Here is a 16,436-nt window from a genome sequence, read left to right on the forward strand (position 1 = left end):
CGTCTGCCCCAGGCGGTGTCGGTGGAAGACTTCGAAGCCTTGCTGCCGTGGAACTGCTCGCCGCAGATCCCGCGATGACGAAAAACCCCATCTTGTTAAGAGTGGGGTTTATGGCGCGCTTACAAAAGCTTGGGCTTGGCAGGCCGCATAGCTTCCGTTGATAGCCCTATTTCGCCTCAACTCGCGGCTGATAGTGGACGGACTACGCCCCAGCAGACGAGCAATCTCTCGCTGACTGAGATCTCGGTATTGTCCGATTTGAATGGTGACGCGTTCTTCGATACTGAGTTCGGTATAAGACATCGCGGCACCTTACCGGAGGTAGAGGTGTTGCACTCAGTTTTTGCGGCCGCCATGTATTTAAGGAGAAAGTGGCCAAACAAAGCTTGGCCACTTCTACATCAAAGATTTTTGTATTTGTTTGTAAGGGCTTCAATAATGTTTTTAGAGAATGTCGCTGAAGAGGGGTCTAGGCTCGAAACTATTTCATGCAAGTGTTCGTTGTCCTCTCTGTTTCCCCAGATTTTTTTGTACGTTCCATCTTTGTAGCCGTTGTCTTGCCTGAAAATGTTCAAGATGTTTTTTGAGACATACCCGATGTACAAAGAATTCCAGTCGAGATTGCATTTTTCCATAATATTTTGGAAAACATTGAAGTTACGTTGCCGTAGGATAGATGTTGCAGCCAGAATCTCAAAAAGCGTTTGAATGTCAGCTGTTTTGATGTTAAATGTGACATTGTTAATGCTGACTTCATTATTTTTTATATCGCACTCGTTTACCATTAAGTGTACTGCGGATGCTATGTCCCCGGAAGTGCTCAGCAAGATGTCAGAAAGATAAAAGTGTAAAATATCGGAAATTTCTATTTGCACCTGAGGGATGTTAGGAGTCTGTTTTTTCCACCATTTCCATCCGTAGTGGTCTAAAGCCTCTGCAGACTCCACGAATGCTGCCCGTAGATAGGGGAAGCGCTTAGCAATCCAGTCTTTGTCTACGAGCGTGTTAAGCTTGCATTGAAGGTCCAGCATAGTTTCGATTTGACTGGTGTTCGGCTTATTCATATTCATGAAAATTCCTTATGGAATAATGACAGTAAATTTATGCCACGTGCCCACACCGCGTGACCGTTTAGATTTTTTATCAGGATGGTCATACAATATACCTACCCGATCTTGATTTAGGCTGGCAAATAAGGCCGTTGCTACTCCACACGGCTTTGTGCCAATTGGAGCAACAAACATTTGGCTTTCTTCACCTAAAGAGTTTTTGGTGCGCTCTAGCAGTTCGTATGCAGCACTAGGGTCGTTGGCAGAGCAGTAGGCGATGTCGAAAGACTTATCACTCAGGCTGGGGAGGTGTGGAATGAAGGAGTTTAGCTCCCAGCCGGGCTTAAATGCCGGTACGCCAAAGACTACCTTGATATCTTTAGACGAAATCATTTGATATTCTTCAAGTGCGCGCTCAAGCCTCTCTGGCTCGTAACCTAGGAAAAACACTCCCGCTTCTACGTTTTCGCTCGATAAATCTACTACGGCGTTAGGAATGGGCCTATATCCAACTATTTTGTTTGAAAGCGCAAAAGAGTCACCGCCTGGGTGCTCTGGTGTATAGTCAGCCGGCTCACCATAAATAATGTCAAATTTTTTCACACCCAAATTGATTACCGAGCGTATTGTACAAAAAAGTTCAGCAAGACCTAATGTGGTTGCTTCAAATACAATAGGTGAGTTTATGTGTTTCTGAATTATATCGTCGGAGTTGTCTGCGCTAGATTCTTCGGTACCTATTTCTAATCTCATTGATTCATAAGAATAGGCGATTTTTAGTTTTTTAGATGCTCCGGATTTCTCAAGTGATAGCGCATTTTCTCCTCTCTCATCTAAAGATACGCCATGGAGCAAGACGTAGCCATCAGGTAGTGCTACGTCTTTTACGTTTTTATATCGAGTGGTGAATATTTTAGTTGTTGTCATAGCCCAAGCCCGAGCTGAAGGTTTTCTTGCTGTTCCGATTTCTTGAAAAGGCTCAGAGCGAGATCGCTATATTCGTCCTCGGTACCCATGGACAACGTATGGAAGTTCTCTACTGAGAAGTCTACCTTCCGTTTTCGTCGGTAACTAATCATGAAATATGGTGAGTAGATCGGGTTTAGCTGAAAATCTGTTATGTCTGTACTGACAGCGCTTTTGGCTTTTGTTTCCAGCATTTCTATCAAGATTGCATATTTTTGTGCTTCAGAAATGAAAAGCATTTCATCTGTGTCAAGCGATCTATCGCCTGAGTTGATCGTAAATTGATTCTGTTCTGGCTCACTCATACTTGGTGCTGATTGAAGCGTCCTGAAAACGTTACCTAATCGCAAAACAAAACTACGCAACTGTTCGCCAGACTCACCAAAAGTTTTTATTTCTCGAATCAGCTGATCGGCAGCTTCATATGCCGCACGAGCTTGTATTTCTACCGAGAAGAGATCTGATGTCTCATCTTCCAGTTCACTCATTTCCAAAACTTTATAGCAAAGGATTAAGAAGTGACGAAGATTTCTGTTGGACATAGCAATGAATGTATCGAATCCACTGTATAGTGGGCAGAATGTTCGATAGGGTCTGTAGAGCTCGAGCAGTGAACCAAATAGATTGTTGTGCACCCAGTTCGTAAATTTACTGTCTTCGCCGTTGCTGTATTTGGTCAGCTCTTCTAGAATCAGCTCCGCCGAATTGGCATTACGATTAAGTAAGGCCGGAAGTACGACTTTAGCCTCTGCTAAGAATTCGGGCTTCAAAAAAATTTCAGTAGTTAATGCAGTCTTTTTTCTTGTAAGTGCCTTGTCGATACGGTCCAATAATATTTTTTTAATTCGAGGGGTTTCAAATGCCTCGACGGCAAACTGCTTGTGCTCTTTTGTAGGGAAGCGCTTTTTTATATCTTCTATAACATTATTTTTGTAGCTTTTTTCGCGTCGGCGGTCCAGCGAGTTTTGGTTGCGAACTAGATGTAGAAGTTTTGAATCTTGTTTGCCTGCGGCGAGATCAAGGTTTGCGAGAAAAACCTCAGCAAAGAAGCAAGAACGCTCCATGTCGTCCATCAAATTATCAATGTAGCACAGGTTATAATCATTCGTGGCAGTGATGGATTCTTTGCCTGTGGTTCCATTTTCGTCAGAAAGCTCTTTAGATGTAAAGCTGACAATTAGAGGCTGCTGACTATGACGCAGATACGTATTCAAGACACGTCGCTGGTATGGGACTAGATTTTCTACTTCATCAACATAAACATAAAAGCAACTTCTCTCCAAACCTGGCGTTTTTTTTATGTCCGAAATGAGCGAGTCTAGAAAGTCTTTCCCAGGAGGTAGTAAAGGTCTTTGGGCTGTAGATAAGTTGGAAATCCACAAGCTAAATCCTTTACGAGTTTTATCTAATGCTCTTTCCAGCGTCACGGGGTCTGCAGGGAAAGAAAAGTCATCCGCTGACGGGAAGCTCATCCGTTCTAAACTATCGGAGGTGAAGTTGGTATAGGTGCTTAGCGCGATACATTTCAAGGAGCGGATAATTTCACCAGCTATGGCTAGTGAGAAATAGCAGTTGAAAATGTTTGTCCATTCGGCCTCCTCAATGCCACGCAGTCTCATTGAGTTGCAAAACTGTGTGTCAACCCGCCAATATATACCGATATGCTCTATTTCATTGGCTGGTATAGTCGGTCTGTTAGGGGAAAAAAGGGTGTGATAGTCCAGATATTTAAGCAGCATGGTTTTTCCACAACCCCGCTTCCCGACTAGGTAGGTCGATTTGGTTGCACCTTTTAGTGAAAGGCTATCAAAATACGGAGGGACAAAAAATTTTCCCCATACATCGGCGGAGTGCTCTTCTGCCCGAGTCTTGGCTAATATTGAGTGATCGATTATCGGTTGCATATCTATCTCTCAAAAAGAGGTTGCCAATTAGTAGAGCGCGTCCAAAGTAAAGGAAGCGTATTGTCAGGTATGCCATGCTCATAAACTACCATCAACCCTAGCTTTCCCCAACCGGCAGCTGCATCAGGCATTCCTGCTCGTCTCGCTATGTCCATGTATAGTTCGAATGGATCAATGTGCGTGTGTGGCCAAACTTTATTACCCACCCATGTTTTACACACTTGTTCGAAATTGTCTTTTTCAGTCAGCAGTTCTCCATAGAAAACTTTGACATCTGGGAAGTCAGTTTCAAGGCGGTTGATTGCTTCCTGATGTACTATCGAGAGCACGATGCCGCCTCTCCGATGGCCACGCATCAGATTGCCACACTGAGTTAGAACCTCAGATAGTTGCGTTCCTGTGAATGACCCATCGTCGACAATCAATAAGTACTCATCATCAGGAAGTTTTCGGTTTCCGCAATAAGTTTGATAGCTTCGTTCGATTCCAAAATTGGAGTGCAGTAGGCGTGCGATTAGTTCACCGCTTTTTCCAGGAGGCATAATTCCTTCAATGATAGGGGGGGCAAAAAAGAAAAATTTGCCACTGCGCAACGGACGCCTGTTCGCAAGTACGCCTCTCCAGTCATAGCTTATTTCAGTGTTTCCTGGCGTTTCGAAATGAAGTGCGGCTTCTTTTAGCGCTTGACGTAGGGATGATTCAATTTGAGCGGAATTTCGATATATCAGATTTTTAAGTATCAGAAGTGCTAGAGTCTGCTCTTCTGGTGTGATGAACTGCTTAAGCCACGTTCTTACGCGCTCCATCGTAAGTGGCGTGCGAATTTTCGTTGCGCAAAGCTTGCGTATGATTTCTTTGAGCTTAGTGTTGTCTGTTAATGGTACGTCCATGTTGCAAAGCCTCATTTTAAAGAGGGAATTTGGTCAAGTCCGATTTTGTTAGAAATCTTGCACATGCACCGTGAATATGTGCTTGTAGCCAGGATTGCCCTTTCTCGGATATGAATGCGCTATATAGCTCATCTGGAGAACGGCTTAATGGTCTTGCGATATATAAGCAATCACTGATCGGAGCGTTGCCGCTTTTGACGAGATGAATCCCTTGCAGTATATTGCGACCAACTCGAGGGATCAAAATATCGCCGGCTGTTGCGATCACTTTTCCCGCAAAATGGCCATCTCTAATAAAATGGTCGGAAAAGTATACTTCGCCGTGGTGAGGCTGATCTTTCAAGTCCGTAGTATGAAAGATTTTCCAGCCTTGTGCGCGCGCTTGACTTGTTGGGATGCTTCCCCGGTACACCTCAAATGTTTGAGGTGTGAGTTGGTCTAGATTAGTTTTGTTACTGTTGCGCCATTCATAGTAGCTATAATCCATCCTGTTTTTTGCCTCATCCGGGGAGATCCATATGGGAGTCTCTACAGAGCCGCTCTTGTTGCAACGGAATAGCGCTATCTGCTCCGGGCTAGGGATGTTCTTCGATAGATTAAGGATGAATGTTTTTACTTCTGTACCTTTGAATGCATTGCTGGGTAGTTCTACCACTTCAGTAATGCAGTGCTGCGAGAGTAACGCCTCTCTGATAGCAGAGTTCTTATCCCCAGCTATAATTCCAGCTGGGATTATTATCCCCAGTTGCCCTTTATCTTTGAGGAGCCATAGGTTTTGGGCTAGGAAAAGTATGTCCGCACCAACCTTTAAGGCGTTGTTAGGTACTGGAAACCCTGCTCGCCCAAGCAGTGTGGAGAATGCCGGTTTCCACTCCGCTGCTATAAATGGGGGGTTGCAGACCGCTAAATCAGCCACGCCGCTGCAAAGTCCGATTACTTCGTCGAGCTGTGGATTCAGCGCATCCGCGCAGTAATGTGAGTGATCTTGAGGTTTGTAAGGCGGATTTCGCGTATGCGCGGGGTCAATGTCCACTGAAACGCAGCGTGCATCAGGCCATCGGCCGCTGACAGCAGACAGTAGAGCACCACCTCCAACTCCGAGCTCTAAAGCGACACTTACGGAGTCTTCCTGGAAACGATTCACAAGAAGGGCACCGTAGGCCAAGTCTGTGTAGTACTGGCCGTGCAGCTTCTTTTTTGCCTGTGTCTGCATTCAGCGACCATCCTTCGGAAAGCATGCATGGTACATGCTAGGCAACCTCGACTTCACTATGCAGCGATGTGTTTTTTGGATCAGACAAATGGTTTGCCAGACCCTTTGCCCGTGTTGAGCACCATCCCACGCGCTCAAAAACAGGCCGCAATCGGCATTTTTGGGCTGGGAAGTCCGCATCCTGGCAGAGTTTTGGTATCACTCAGCTTTTTAAGGTAGCCCAGCTCAGCTCCTTCTTGGAGTCCTTCTGCACAATCCTATACCACCATGTTTTACCTAAGCGATTCGTAAGCAGATGCACCGTCAGTAGATAGTAATAGTAGGTCGTCTCGGCACGCGGTTTCGCGAGCTGATCTAAGAATCATACGAGATGTTTCCTCTGCCATTGCCACGGATTTTCTCGTCGCCAACGGCCTGAAATTGCGGCTTGAATGACCTTGGCCTGCTGCAAATGCCGTTTCCGGGTGACAGGCGATCCGGTCAGCGCACCAGTAAGAAAAAGCTCCATATCGAACGGTTTGCTCATGCCATGCCACCTAAGTAGGCCGATACCACCTCGATTCGACCGTGTCCCAGTTCGTAGCTGATTCGCCAGCGGGCCTTTCGGTCAAGGCTTGGGTCGAGCAAGCTGCATTTGCCGCCACAGATGGGCGCGAGGTGACCGGTAATATGCTTGTAACGCTCGCACGCATAGGCTGCACGCAGCTAGTGAAAGCCTTTGAGGGAATTTGTCTGGAGGATGCTTCGTGCCGGGAGTATGACGCTACGATTGAAGTCGAGGTAGGCCTCGGTTGGTGCAAGTAAATTGCGGCTACCGTGTGGAGATACCTGTTCGGCATAGCTCAGCGCCCTCGCATATGCTCATCGACCCTGATCCAGCGGAGGGCAGTCGCTCCTTCGCGGCCGCCTTTGGCCCCGTCCCCCATGTTGATGCTGCCGAGGCGTTCGGCTTCGCGCCTTAGGCGCGGTAGATCGGCCAAGATGGCTTCTCGCAAACGCATACCGGTGGCTCGCGCCAACAGGGTGATGGCAGCGGAACGATCGTTTTGTTCGGGTAGCGCTTCAACGATACGTATTACTTGCTCGCGGTGTTGCCCTCGGAGGACTGTCTTGCGAGCAGTGGTGCGCTGCATTCCCAATCCCTTGCTCGGACTTCGCACTTTTACATGCTGATCCCCGCGAAGCGCGGCCATGGTCCGGTTGACGCTGTATAGTCGGTTCTGCGTGGTAGCGATGGCTAGGTCACCGTGCCCGATCAAGTAGCGCAGATGATCCGCATAATCCGACAAGGTCTGTCGATTGATCTGCCGCGCATCGTTGAAGCCCGGCCCATCAGCCTACCGACACCAGCGTACAAACGCCTGCCAGCGATCACTGTGCGCCTTGACCGTGCCGTAATGCCCGTCGCCAAACAGATCGCGCAATGCCTGTGGTCCGGCATAACTCAATTGCCGGCCATAGGCAAAATTTCGCCCATCCCGTCCGCCTACCAATGCCGTGATCAGTCTCCTATCGAAGCCAAAACCTTTGAAACCTTCCCACGTCATCTCGCCAAGAATGTTGAGTTTTATCTGGGATCAAGACCCTTGCGACCTGTGAGGGTTGTCCACTAACGCGGACTGGCGGCTCTTTACTACCGAGAGCTTGGGCACCTCATGATCTGGCCTCCTGAACACTTCCAAAGAAGTGGGCGGGTGGAGGATGCGCTTGCTAACGAGACCAGCGCCGCGAGATCCTGAGTCGGGTGAAGGCAGTCATGCGATGACCGGGGCATGCCTGACTGTCAGTCAGGTGCAGTCCATTACTTGGGCTGCAGGACCATCATCTGCATCGCTGTTGCTGGTGACTTCGGTGTTTGTCACGTCGATTGTCATGAGAGGGAATGCCGCAAAGCCTTGTACGATCTGGGCTGCAGCAGCGGTAGGAGCGCCCGCCTCTTTCCGGGAGAAAGAGACGGGCGCAGATTGGCGCAATGAAATGGCCAAGCGGATAGGTTGCTGCAGGGCAGCTACGTAATGGGATGAGTTGCCGCAGTGGGCACACTGATAAAAGTAGACATCCATGACATCGCGGTGACCATGCGAGCCGCCGGACGCTAATCACACTTTGGGAGCACTACCACGGTGTGGCGTAGCCTTAAAGGTTCTGGCTACCTGGGTTGCTGCCGACGACAGCGCTTTGCCCGATCTTTTCTACGCCTGTGGATAATTTGTATTTGCGGATTGAGGCCCTTACACCCCCATAGCTCGTCCCACTCCCTTAAGTGGAATGCGCCCTGCCAGTTCGCTGAGCAAACGAAACCACGGATGTCCCGGCAGCAGCTCAAAAACCAGCACAAACAAAAAAGGCCCACCTTTCGGTGAGCCTTTTCTGGTGTTTCGTATGGTGCCGGCACCAGGAGTCGAACCCGGGACCTACTGATTACAAGGAACCTGCTCGCAACATATAAATCAATGACTTACAGAATTTCTTCTTACGTCCAGACACGCGAAAGCCCGCAGTTTAAGCGGGCTTCCAAGGTCTTATTACGTCCGGTTTGCTCAGTCGGAGGAGGGATTCACAAGCGGCAAGCTAAGGTCATACACATCCATCATCGCTTCATCACGGTGACCGCTGGCCTCTTGTTTATCGGCCCGATTGCCAACAGTGTCAGTGATGCCCCGGCGCTTGAGGTCATGCAGCCCAAAGCGTTGTTCGGCAGTGATGCTGCCGTCCTCGATCGATGACTTGATGAAACGCTGCCAGGCTGTGTCCAGGCTGGACTTGCGCAGCGGCCCGCCGTGGCTTGCGATGATGATGTAGCGCCGATCTGCCCGGATCGGGATTGCCGTCGCCTTGCTTGCCCATACTCGCGCACGGTATGCCTTTGCACCGTCCCAAGCAGCACGCAATCTGGGCGTCCATCGAACGATGTTGTCCCGGCTACCCTTTCGCCTGTTGGTCATGACGCCTTCGGGCAATTCGTGCGCATCAGTGAGCGTGATTGTTTCGATGCCACGTAGACGGCATAGGTAAGAAATTTCCATCACGTAGGCCAGATACTCTGGGCAACCGCCTTTCTCGTTCCTGGCCAGGCGGCCGAAGGCTTTTGCCCGGTCGAGCAGAGCGTCCAGCGCCTGGTGCGCCGGCAGGCGGCGTTGCTTACGCTCCACGGGTGCCTCGATGCCCAAGGCTGGATTAACGTCGAGGAACCCCCGGTTACGGCCCCACTGCAATACCCGGCGCAGATAGCGCAGTGCGTGAGCCGCTTTCGAGGGTGTGCCTTCGTCGGCCAGGCGGTCGACAATTCGCTGGACTAGTGCCGGCGAAAACTTCCGCACAGTCAGGTCGCCCAGTGGCTTGCCGAGTTTGGTCGGGATGGTTAGCAGGACGTCGCGGGAGTAGCAGTAGTCGTCGTGAGTCTTGGGGCTGAGCTTTTTATAGCGATCGCTCAGGTGGAACTGCTGGCAGATGTAGCGCAGCGTTCCCCGGTCCACGTTGTAGCTGTCCTCCATGATCTGGTGCAGTTCGGCCAGAGACACGTCTGCCGGCGCAATATTGCGCCGACGTTGTTTTCCAGTCTCGTCAGTGTGTGTGGTGTACCAAAGCCCGGCCCCTTTTCGATGGTCAAAGTAAACGGCCGCTGGGAGAGCGGCCTGGTCAATGTGGGCGGGGATGTGCGGATTATGCTTCCGCTTCCGTGCTTTCCTCATAGGATTTGCGTGTCGTACCGATCTGCTGCAGTGGGCTTCATGCCCGCCGCATGGTTGATAAGGTCCAATGTGGTCCATGGGCCTGTGCGTCCCCGAAACAGCTGGATGCCCTGCTCGCGCAGTGACCGCTCGACGTCAGAGCGGCGCTGATAGCCAGTGATACGCTGCAAGTCTTCGAATGCCAGGACGATGTTCGATCGGGAATTCATGGTTTGCCTTTGAAAAATAGGGCGCCCCGGGCAGTGTAGCGCTGCGCCGGGGCTATTGGTGTTAGGGCAAAGCGACTGTTTCTCTATACCCGCATCATGCTTTCCCCTCCAGATTTACTGTGATTGGCCAGTACCTGGGCAACGACAAGCGCGTCAACATCGGTCAGGTCTCCTTGGGCATGGGCCATGGTGGCCAGGCATTCCAAGCGGATCCTTGCATCGGGCGTTTTGCGTACCTGGTAATCGAATATCGCGGTACCGACAATGCGGATAGCCACCAGGTGGCGTGCTGTTAGCGCGCATTGACCAGGTGATGTGGTAGCCTTCGCTTCGTCGCTGATATGGTGCTGTGCTTCCATGGTGTTGCTCCTTTCAGTGATCGGTATCGAGGAGCTGGTACTCCTCGATACCCCTTTCTCACCGGCCCATGCCGGCGCTTGTAAATCCTTCGTTCTCTTAATCAGCCGGCTTGAAAAATCCAGCACCGCACGGTTTTCGGTTTTTCGGCTGCATCAAGTTCCCAGGCCGAGCAGACATTTCTGTTCGTCTCGATGAACTTGGGGCATTTGCTGGTTTTCAAGTGACGCTTGAGTTCAGTCAGGTCAGGCACTTTCTGCCGTTTCTCTGCCGCTTCTTTGGCAAAGTCGTTCAGGTTCACAGCGATCAGCCCGTCATTGCGTGAGTGGTTCAGAGCGCCGGCCGTGCTGTTGAGGTACTCATACAGTTCCCAGAACTCGACCACGATGGGGTGATCAGCGTTGATGGCCAACTGGCGTTCTTGGGCCATGCTTTGAATCTCGGCATATGCTGCATCTACCTGGTGCTTTTTCAGAGGGACCACATGCACCAGAGCGTCGACCAAAGCATGCAACTGAGCGTGGTTCTTGGCGATACGAACGGTGCGGATCTCGGGCAAGGCCAGCAGCTGTTGTTCGTACTGGGGGGCCTTCTCGCGAATCGTCTCCATCACCACGCTTTCCATGGTCGTGGCCTTGATCAGGAAACCGCTGACACGGTCGACCGCCATACGCTCCAGCTTTTCCACCTGCAGCTTGGTTTTAGGTGTCTGGCCATCCTTGGTCATGGCGATATGAATAATTCGCTGCAGGATGGGTTCGGAAGCGTTCACCGCATGGTTCTGGCCGATGACCACCGCACCGCGAAACGGCGGTTCGCGGGTGTCGTTGCCGTTGTTCTTCACGCCGGTCGACCGAACGCTACGGCCGTTGTAAGCGGTTTTCAGTTCGTCCCAGTCGTATTGTCTGGTTTGGCTGCCATCGGTCTTTTCCCGTTCCGACTCGATCAGCACGACGGGAAGGTTTCCGACTTGGGCAAAGTTACGTGCCCGGGCCACGGGTGTGCCCTTGGTCGGGTCAAAGCCTTCGTAATCGAGCCGACCATAGAGCTTCCACAGGAACTCGATCAGCGTGGATTTACCTGCGCCTGGCTCGCCAATGATCTCCATGAACGGGTAGCTTTTTTGGTGTTGCCGGATCTGCTCAGCGAATAGCGAGCCGAGCCAGAACGAGAGTGCGACCAGGCCTTTGGCACCGAAGCACTCCCAGATGATATCCAGCCATTCGGTGTCGAACTTCTGCAGGTCGGTGTTCAGGTTGAGCGTCACGGACTGGCTCAGTGTCTTGATGCTCAGGCGGTCCATGTCGAAGAAGTCTTCTTCGTTCAGCTTGAACACCTTACCATCCCGAATCGCTACGTCGCCGTAGATGTACGCGCCGTGCTCGCGGGTGTAGCCAGTGAAGTCGATGGTCTGGACGGTCTTGAGCGCGTCGGTCTGTTCCTCAATGAAGGCATCCAGTTGTTGGGTGGTGCCTGTAAACATTCCGCCCGGGGCGATGCCAAGCAGGCGTTTTTTGAACTCTGCAGACGACGCGATCTGCGAACTGGTGAAAGTGTTCTTGATCGGTGCCGCGTCGTGAGCAAACGTGATTCGGAAGTAGTACCAGGACTCGTCCGTCAGTTTGTTTTCTTGGTAGTACAGGGCTTTCGGGTTGCAGGTCGCAATACGCTGCAGCGCGCCGCATTGCTGCATGGCCTTGGCACGCATCTGTTTGTTATTCAGCAGTTGGTCGTCATGATGGTCGCTGTCTTCCAGCTCCTGGATCGCTTTGTTGTACTTCTCCAGATCGAGCTTGAACCAGTACAGGCGGTTGCCGAACTCCAAATGAAATTCGCTTCGCCGCTTCCAATCGAACATCACCAATGCTTTTTCGGTAGCGTTTTCCGCGATCAGCAGGGCACCGTGGTGCCGGGCGATGGTGATGTCCTTGTCGACCTGAGCATCACGCTTTTCGCCTTCGTCCAGAAAATGCCAGCGCTGATGCAGGTCGTTCCAGTCGACCTTGCGATTATCGCGCTGAGGGATCTGCGCGGCCTCACATGTGAAACCCAGGTCGCGGGCCATACGGACCCATTTTTTGGTGTAGGCGTGCGCACCTGGTTCGTTGTCCAGTGCCCAGACCAGTTTCGGCAAATTACCCGGGCGTGCGGCTACCAGCGCCTGCAGGGAGTCGGCCGGGAAGGCGTTGGAGGACATTGCGGACACAGCTGCAATGTCGTTATGCACCAGGGCGATGGCGTCAAAGATGCCTTCAACAATCCAGATCTCTTTCGCCTCGAGCACGTCGACGCATGGAGGACACCACCACACACCCTTGTAGCTTTCACCTGGTGCAAAACGGGCCTTCATTTTGCCGAAGCGCGCCGGCTGATCGATCAGGCGTTCCCAGTAACCGCCCTTGGCCAATGGAAAGCGCACAGTCGCGCTGCCGGCGTTGTGCTGGGCTGAATAGTAGGTTTCTTGAGTGAACCAGCCAGTGATGACTTCCATCTTGAAGCCGCGGCCGAACTCAAGATAAGCCCGGGCGGTGGCTGTGGGCATGTTGTCTGTGGCAGGCGCACGCTTGCTCCAGTCTTCAAACAGGTCGTTGTAGATCTCTTTGACGTGCAGGGTGTGGCCGCACTTCTCAGAACGCCCGCAGATCACCTGCCAAGGCGTGTCGTGGCGAGAATAGAGTTCACGCTTGTGACACTTAGGGCATTCACCGCCACGCATGTAATTGGTGTTGTTCCGGTGTTTCAGGCCGAAGTCGGATTCCAGGCGTTGCAGAACGTCGTGGCGCAGATCTTCTCTCATGATTACTTCACTGCTTTGAGGCTGAGGGTAAGGGCGCCAATCAGGCGTTTTTGCGCGGCCATCACAGGGATGTGCGCAAGAATGGCGCCGTGACGCAGACCCACAGGAACAAAGCGAAATTGATCGTCGTACCAGTGTTCATTGAGGCTTGTGCTGTACTGCTGACGCATGGCTTGGAGCAATGCCAATGCCTCGGCCGGGGGGAGCGGGGTGGTGATAACTACAGCGTTTCCCATCATAAAATCTCGATTTCAGGCGCAGCTCACCCATACCCATGGAGCGCAGGGGCAGGGCAGAAGTAGTGTTGGGTTAAGTGTTGGTTATGCGTCAGCGCGTGCTGTTGGGGGCGCCGGTGATGTCTTGAACGGCCAGGTCGACGATCTTGGCTGCCCGGTGATAGGGCACGTCGAAGCTGATAGTCAGGTATACCGTTGCTCGATCAAGCAGGTAGTAGTCGTGGGTCAGATGCTCATCGCGGTGACGCTGCAGGAAATGCAGTGCAGCCGCTTGAAGCGTTTCCTGAAAGTCCGTTGGCGGGGTGTTCACTGGATCGCTCCTGGTTCGCCGTACAGGCTGATAGCTGCCAGCACTTCTTCGTGTCGAGCAGCCATGTGTGAATGATGGGCATTGAGGATCTGGTCAGCTTCACGGCGGTCGATCGAGCCGTCCTCAAGCGACTGAGCGATGATCTGATCGACAGTGCCGCGCTTCGCTGCAACCCTTACAGAGCGGGCATAAAGCTCGACATTGTCCAGTGTTTCAGGATCTGCCAGAGGCACGAACAGTCCGCCGTAGATCCCTGCGATGTATGCAGGAAAATGCGTAGTGCCGGCGGCTTGTTCCAGGGCGTGTATTTGCGCGTCGTTCAGTGAGCGGCTGTTGCCGTTTTCATACGCATGATTTTCAAACTTCTTCCGATCCAGCTCTAAGCGGGCTGCCGCTTGCTGGCATCCGCCAGAGCTGGCAATGATCGCCCTGATGGTTGCCTTGCGTGCTTTGAGAATTGAGCATTTCATTTTCTACTTCTCCCTGTGTGGCCAAGCCTTTACTGTTCGATAACGCCGTCTTTGATTCCCAGTAGAACGGCGGCTCGATGTGCCTCCCCGCGTCGACATTGGCTTTGGCCACTCAGCACCGCGTAAACGGTGCTGGGATTCAATTCATGCTGCTGTGCAAACCCTCTGGCTGTTTGGCCGCGACGCTCTAATGCATCCCGCGCTTGTTGGCGAGCTTGCTCGGTTATGGTCCTATTAGGCATAGTGCAATTCCTTGCTACTTCGTGTGATTACGTGAGCATGGTGTGGCAAAAAATTGCCAATGTAAATATCTCGGTAGCAAAATATTGGAACTTTCCGAACAGATCGGCGCACGGTTGCGCGAGCAGAGAACCCAAGCCGGACTTACCCAAGACCAGCTTGCGGAAAAACTCGGCGTATCAAAAAGGACGCAGGGAAACTATGAGTCGGGTGCCAGTGATGCTCCGGCCAGCTACCTGACGATGGCTATGGGCTTGGGTTTCGACGTGATGTACATCTTGAGTGGTGTGCGGACGACAATGGCAAATAGCACCCTGACTGACGCAGAGGACTCCATGGTCAAGCAATATCGGATCATCCCCGACGACGACCAACGCTCGATCCGACGCTTCCTGAAAGCGATGGTTGACGATGCCAATTCCAACAGCTGATGCCCTGCGCATAATTCTTTTTGCCCCGTACTAAAGACTTCAGCCATTGCCCGATACAGCAGGCTCCTCAATGCATTTCATGGAGCTAAAGCATGTTGGAAGTGGCAGTGGTTGCGCGTGGTTTTTTCGGTCTGGGCGAGTCTCAGGAACGTGCGCTAACCCAGACTGAGCAGCGATTGATCGAGCGTTTTCGTCAAATGACGGATCAGGAAAAGCAACGAGTGCAACGCTTGATAGAAATACTGACCGAGCATCCTGAGAGCGACTAAATCTCGCTGATCGCCGGCCTGTCTGGTCGGCGGTTTCCCCTCACGCCACCGCCTGGCGTCCCAACTGTTCAAACAATTCCTTTTTCTTGTCCTGGGTCATATCGCGCAAGCGGTCAAATATCAGCACGTCCAGTTGCTGCGCTGATGGGCGCAGCGTGTGCGAGAACGTCAGGTTGGCCACCCAGGTGTGCCCGCATTCCGCGTCTAGGCACTGGCAGTACAATTTGACGTAGGCCCGGGTTACTTCCTCTCGTGAGGAAATGCGTCCTTTGTGCCCGCACGTTGTGCAATGGATCCTCATTAAGTCCCTCCCCAGGGTGTCCAGTGGCCAGTATTTTATAACAATTTGTAGCATTTTTGACTTTGAACTTACGCAATTACAGGGCTTTCAACTGCCTGATCAGGCTTTCTCCAGGCAAAACGTCTGTCTTCTCGCAGCACCTGATTTGCCTGATCGAATAGCTGACAGATCGGTCGGATTTCGTTGCTTGTGTACACGCGATCGATCTTTTCGATGTCACCGAAACCGCCGCTGTTTTCTGGAATGATCCCGGCCAGCGCGGGGTTCATACGCCATGCCGCGATGATGTCGTTGCGGGTGATGTTCTTGACCTTCTCCAGCTCGTCTTTGGCCTGGAAGTCACCGACCGGAATGATCTGAATAGCCTTCTCGCCGCCGCCGGGAATGTTCACGAACATGCTGCGAAAATTGCCCACGCCCTTGCTGGCTGACATCTGCTCCTGCAGGTTCAGTTCGTCCTCTTCGGACATGTTCGGGTCGTTGGTGTAGAAGATGTAACCCGCGTGCGCGCCGTTGTTGTAGTAACGCCGGCGGAACAGGGTCGCGGCCTCATTGAGCAACAGCGCCTGCATGCCTCCCAGGTATTCGGGCACGCCATAGATGTCCTGCTCCACGTCGTAGTTGAAGACGTGAACGACTTCATCGGCCTCAAACTCTTCTTCTTTACCGTCGTCCAGCAACTGGACAAACCCGCCGTCGACCTTGACCCGCATGTTGATCGCCGGCAGGTGTTGCAGCTCCAGCGTCTGGCCCAGAAAGTTGGGCACCCGGTAGAAATACAGCTCACCGAATACCATGAAGTCGAGCGCGGCCCGGCTCATGTTCTCGACCGACAGCCCGGCCGAGGCGATGAACTCACGCAGCAGCAGGTTGCGTTTGAAGCCGGGAATGGCGCCGTGGTGCGCGTTTGCCCGCAACAGCTTGGCCAGCCCGATCCGCGACACTGGCGGCGTGTACAGCCGACCGTCGTGACTGGCGGTAACGCCCATGTAGTTGCCGAGGCGTTCGGTCAGTACGGGTTCGGGTGCCCCGAAGGTGAACGACCGAACAGCCTGCTGGCCTGGCTGTTGCTGTGGTACGGGCTTTACCTGCGGTTGCGGTA

At 52.2% G+C, this 16,436-nt stretch carries 18 protein-coding genes and 2 pseudogenes; 2 read left to right on the forward strand and 18 right to left on the reverse strand.

Annotation, left to right across the window (positions count from 1 at the left end; all coding sequences use genetic code 11):
* Positions 1-129: 129 nt before the first annotated feature.
* The 16 genes and pseudogenes from ACYP2A_RS20465 to ACYP2A_RS20540 all read right to left on the reverse strand — a co-directional run.
* A pseudogene (locus ACYP2A_RS20465) lies at positions 130-303 on the reverse strand (helix-turn-helix domain-containing protein); the annotation flags it as partial.
* Positions 304-401: 98 nt separating this feature from the next.
* On the reverse strand, positions 402-1,070 hold the full coding sequence (locus tag ACYP2A_RS20470) for a dUTP diphosphatase (protein ID WP_459747670.1): 669 nt from the start codon (positions 1,068-1,070) through the stop codon (positions 402-404).
* 9 nt (positions 1,071-1,079) lie between these two features.
* Positions 1,080-1,976 carry a hypothetical protein gene (locus tag ACYP2A_RS20475; protein WP_459747671.1) on the reverse strand — a complete coding sequence of 299 codons (897 nt, stop codon included), beginning with the start codon at positions 1,974-1,976 and terminating at the stop codon, positions 1,080-1,082.
* Positions 1,973-3,919 (reverse strand): ORC-CDC6 family AAA ATPase, encoded by a 1,947-nt coding sequence (locus tag ACYP2A_RS20480; protein ID WP_459747672.1) that lies wholly within the window; start codon positions 3,917-3,919, stop codon positions 1,973-1,975. Before ACYP2A_RS20480 ends, ACYP2A_RS20475 begins: the two co-directional genes overlap by 4 nt.
* Before the next feature lie 2 nt (positions 3,920-3,921).
* A complete protein-coding gene (locus ACYP2A_RS20485) occupies positions 3,922-4,809 on the reverse strand; it encodes a phosphoribosyltransferase-like protein (protein WP_459747674.1) in 888 nt (295 codons plus the stop codon).
* A gap of 16 nt (positions 4,810-4,825) precedes the next feature.
* The gene (locus ACYP2A_RS20490) at positions 4,826-6,022 is read right to left on the reverse strand and encodes an N-6 DNA methylase (RefSeq protein WP_459747675.1); all 1,197 of its coding nucleotides are present in this window, start codon (positions 6,020-6,022) and stop codon (positions 4,826-4,828) included.
* Positions 6,023-6,383: 361 nt separating this feature from the next.
* Complete coding sequence (locus ACYP2A_RS20495) at positions 6,384-6,548, reverse strand: hypothetical protein (RefSeq protein ID WP_459747677.1); 165 nt, start codon at positions 6,546-6,548, stop codon at positions 6,384-6,386.
* A pseudogene (locus tag ACYP2A_RS20500) lies at positions 6,545-7,569 on the reverse strand (integrase domain-containing protein). The gene ACYP2A_RS20495 and the pseudogene ACYP2A_RS20500 overlap by 4 nt, the downstream one beginning before the upstream one ends.
* Positions 7,570-8,562: 993 nt before the next feature.
* On the reverse strand, positions 8,563-9,714 hold the full coding sequence (locus ACYP2A_RS20505; RefSeq protein WP_459747679.1) for a site-specific integrase: 1,152 nt from the start codon (positions 9,712-9,714) through the stop codon (positions 8,563-8,565).
* On the reverse strand, positions 9,711-9,923 hold the full coding sequence (locus ACYP2A_RS20510; protein ID WP_459747680.1) for a DUF4224 domain-containing protein: 213 nt from the start codon (positions 9,921-9,923) through the stop codon (positions 9,711-9,713). The genes ACYP2A_RS20505 and ACYP2A_RS20510 overlap by 4 nt, the downstream gene beginning before the upstream one ends.
* 83 nt (positions 9,924-10,006) lie before the next feature.
* Positions 10,007-10,282: a hypothetical protein gene (locus ACYP2A_RS20515; protein ID WP_459747681.1), complete on the reverse strand. Its 276-nt coding sequence runs from the start codon at positions 10,280-10,282 to the stop codon at positions 10,007-10,009.
* Positions 10,283-10,383: 101 nt separating this feature from the next.
* Positions 10,384-13,077, reverse strand: a complete 2,694-nt coding sequence (locus ACYP2A_RS20520) for a toprim domain-containing protein (RefSeq protein WP_459747683.1) — start codon at positions 13,075-13,077, stop codon at positions 10,384-10,386.
* 2 nt (positions 13,078-13,079) lie between these two features.
* Positions 13,080-13,313, reverse strand: a complete 234-nt coding sequence (locus tag ACYP2A_RS20525) for a hypothetical protein (RefSeq protein WP_122803077.1) — start codon at positions 13,311-13,313, stop codon at positions 13,080-13,082.
* Between the two features lie 91 nt (positions 13,314-13,404).
* On the reverse strand, positions 13,405-13,623 hold the full coding sequence (locus tag ACYP2A_RS20530; protein ID WP_459747685.1) for a hypothetical protein: 219 nt from the start codon (positions 13,621-13,623) through the stop codon (positions 13,405-13,407).
* Positions 13,620-14,093, reverse strand: coding sequence for a YmfL family putative regulatory protein (locus ACYP2A_RS20535; protein WP_459747686.1), 474 nt, complete (start codon positions 14,091-14,093; stop codon positions 13,620-13,622). Before ACYP2A_RS20535 ends, ACYP2A_RS20530 begins: the two co-directional genes overlap by 4 nt.
* Positions 14,094-14,122: 29 nt before the next feature.
* On the reverse strand, positions 14,123-14,335 hold the full coding sequence (locus ACYP2A_RS20540; RefSeq protein ID WP_459747687.1) for a helix-turn-helix domain-containing protein: 213 nt from the start codon (positions 14,333-14,335) through the stop codon (positions 14,123-14,125).
* Positions 14,336-14,419: 84 nt separating this feature from the next.
* Between ACYP2A_RS20540 and ACYP2A_RS20545 the strand changes: the two genes are divergently transcribed.
* Both ACYP2A_RS20545 and ACYP2A_RS20550 read left to right on the forward strand, forming a co-directional pair.
* Positions 14,420-14,764 carry a helix-turn-helix domain-containing protein gene (locus ACYP2A_RS20545; RefSeq protein WP_459747689.1) on the forward strand — a complete coding sequence of 115 codons (345 nt, stop codon included), beginning with the start codon at positions 14,420-14,422 and terminating at the stop codon, positions 14,762-14,764.
* 92 nt (positions 14,765-14,856) lie between these two features.
* Positions 14,857-15,033: a hypothetical protein gene (locus ACYP2A_RS20550; protein WP_459747690.1), complete on the forward strand. Its 177-nt coding sequence runs from the start codon at positions 14,857-14,859 to the stop codon at positions 15,031-15,033.
* A gap of 40 nt (positions 15,034-15,073) precedes the next feature.
* Here the strand turns inward: ACYP2A_RS20550 and ACYP2A_RS20555 are convergent, their stop codons facing one another.
* A complete protein-coding gene (locus ACYP2A_RS20555) occupies positions 15,074-15,334 on the reverse strand; it encodes an ogr/Delta-like zinc finger family protein (protein WP_122700811.1) in 261 nt (86 codons plus the stop codon).
* Positions 15,335-15,402: 68 nt separating this feature from the next.
* On the reverse strand, positions 15,403-16,323 hold the full coding sequence (locus ACYP2A_RS20560; protein WP_459747792.1) for a phage portal protein: 921 nt from the start codon (positions 16,321-16,323) through the stop codon (positions 15,403-15,405).
* Between the last annotated feature and the right edge of the window lie 113 nt (positions 16,324-16,436).

This window comes from Pseudomonas sp. 3A(2025), from assembly GCF_054589175.1.

What these genes read in the sequence shown, in the direction of transcription:
- ACYP2A_RS20510 (WP_459747680.1), bottom strand. Translation starts at nt 9,923, where the DNA reads ATGAATTCCCGATCGAACATCGTCCTGGCATTCGAAGACTTGCAGCGT.
- ACYP2A_RS20540 (WP_459747687.1), bottom strand. Translation starts at nt 14,335, where the DNA reads ATGCCTAATAGGACCATAACCGAGCAAGCTCGCCAACAAGCGCGGGAT.
- ACYP2A_RS20520 (WP_459747683.1), bottom strand. Translation starts at nt 13,077, where the DNA reads ATGAGAGAAGATCTGCGCCACGACGTTCTGCAACGCCTGGAATCCGAC.
- ACYP2A_RS20480 (WP_459747672.1), bottom strand. Translation starts at nt 3,919, where the DNA reads ATGCAACCGATAATCGATCACTCAATATTAGCCAAGACTCGGGCAGAA.
- ACYP2A_RS20470 (WP_459747670.1), bottom strand. Translation starts at nt 1,070, where the DNA reads ATGAATATGAATAAGCCGAACACCAGTCAAATCGAAACTATGCTGGAC.
- ACYP2A_RS20550 (WP_459747690.1), top strand. Translation starts at nt 14,857, where the DNA reads ATGTTGGAAGTGGCAGTGGTTGCGCGTGGTTTTTTCGGTCTGGGCGAG.
- ACYP2A_RS20490 (WP_459747675.1), bottom strand. Translation starts at nt 6,022, where the DNA reads ATGCAGACACAGGCAAAAAAGAAGCTGCACGGCCAGTACTACACAGAC.
- ACYP2A_RS20505 (WP_459747679.1), bottom strand. Translation starts at nt 9,714, where the DNA reads ATGAGGAAAGCACGGAAGCGGAAGCATAATCCGCACATCCCCGCCCAC.
- ACYP2A_RS20515 (WP_459747681.1), bottom strand. Translation starts at nt 10,282, where the DNA reads ATGGAAGCACAGCACCATATCAGCGACGAAGCGAAGGCTACCACATCA.
- ACYP2A_RS20560 (WP_459747792.1), bottom strand. Translation starts at nt 16,323, where the DNA reads ATGGGCGTTACCGCCAGTCACGACGGTCGGCTGTACACGCCGCCAGTG.
- ACYP2A_RS20555 (WP_122700811.1), bottom strand. Translation starts at nt 15,334, where the DNA reads ATGAGGATCCATTGCACAACGTGCGGGCACAAAGGACGCATTTCCTCA.
- ACYP2A_RS20495 (WP_459747677.1), bottom strand. Translation starts at nt 6,548, where the DNA reads ATGAGCAAACCGTTCGATATGGAGCTTTTTCTTACTGGTGCGCTGACC.
- ACYP2A_RS20525 (WP_122803077.1), bottom strand. Translation starts at nt 13,313, where the DNA reads ATGGGAAACGCTGTAGTTATCACCACCCCGCTCCCCCCGGCCGAGGCA.
- ACYP2A_RS20475 (WP_459747671.1), bottom strand. Translation starts at nt 1,976, where the DNA reads ATGACAACAACTAAAATATTCACCACTCGATATAAAAACGTAAAAGAC.
- ACYP2A_RS20485 (WP_459747674.1), bottom strand. Translation starts at nt 4,809, where the DNA reads ATGGACGTACCATTAACAGACAACACTAAGCTCAAAGAAATCATACGC.
- ACYP2A_RS20535 (WP_459747686.1), bottom strand. Translation starts at nt 14,093, where the DNA reads ATGAAATGCTCAATTCTCAAAGCACGCAAGGCAACCATCAGGGCGATC.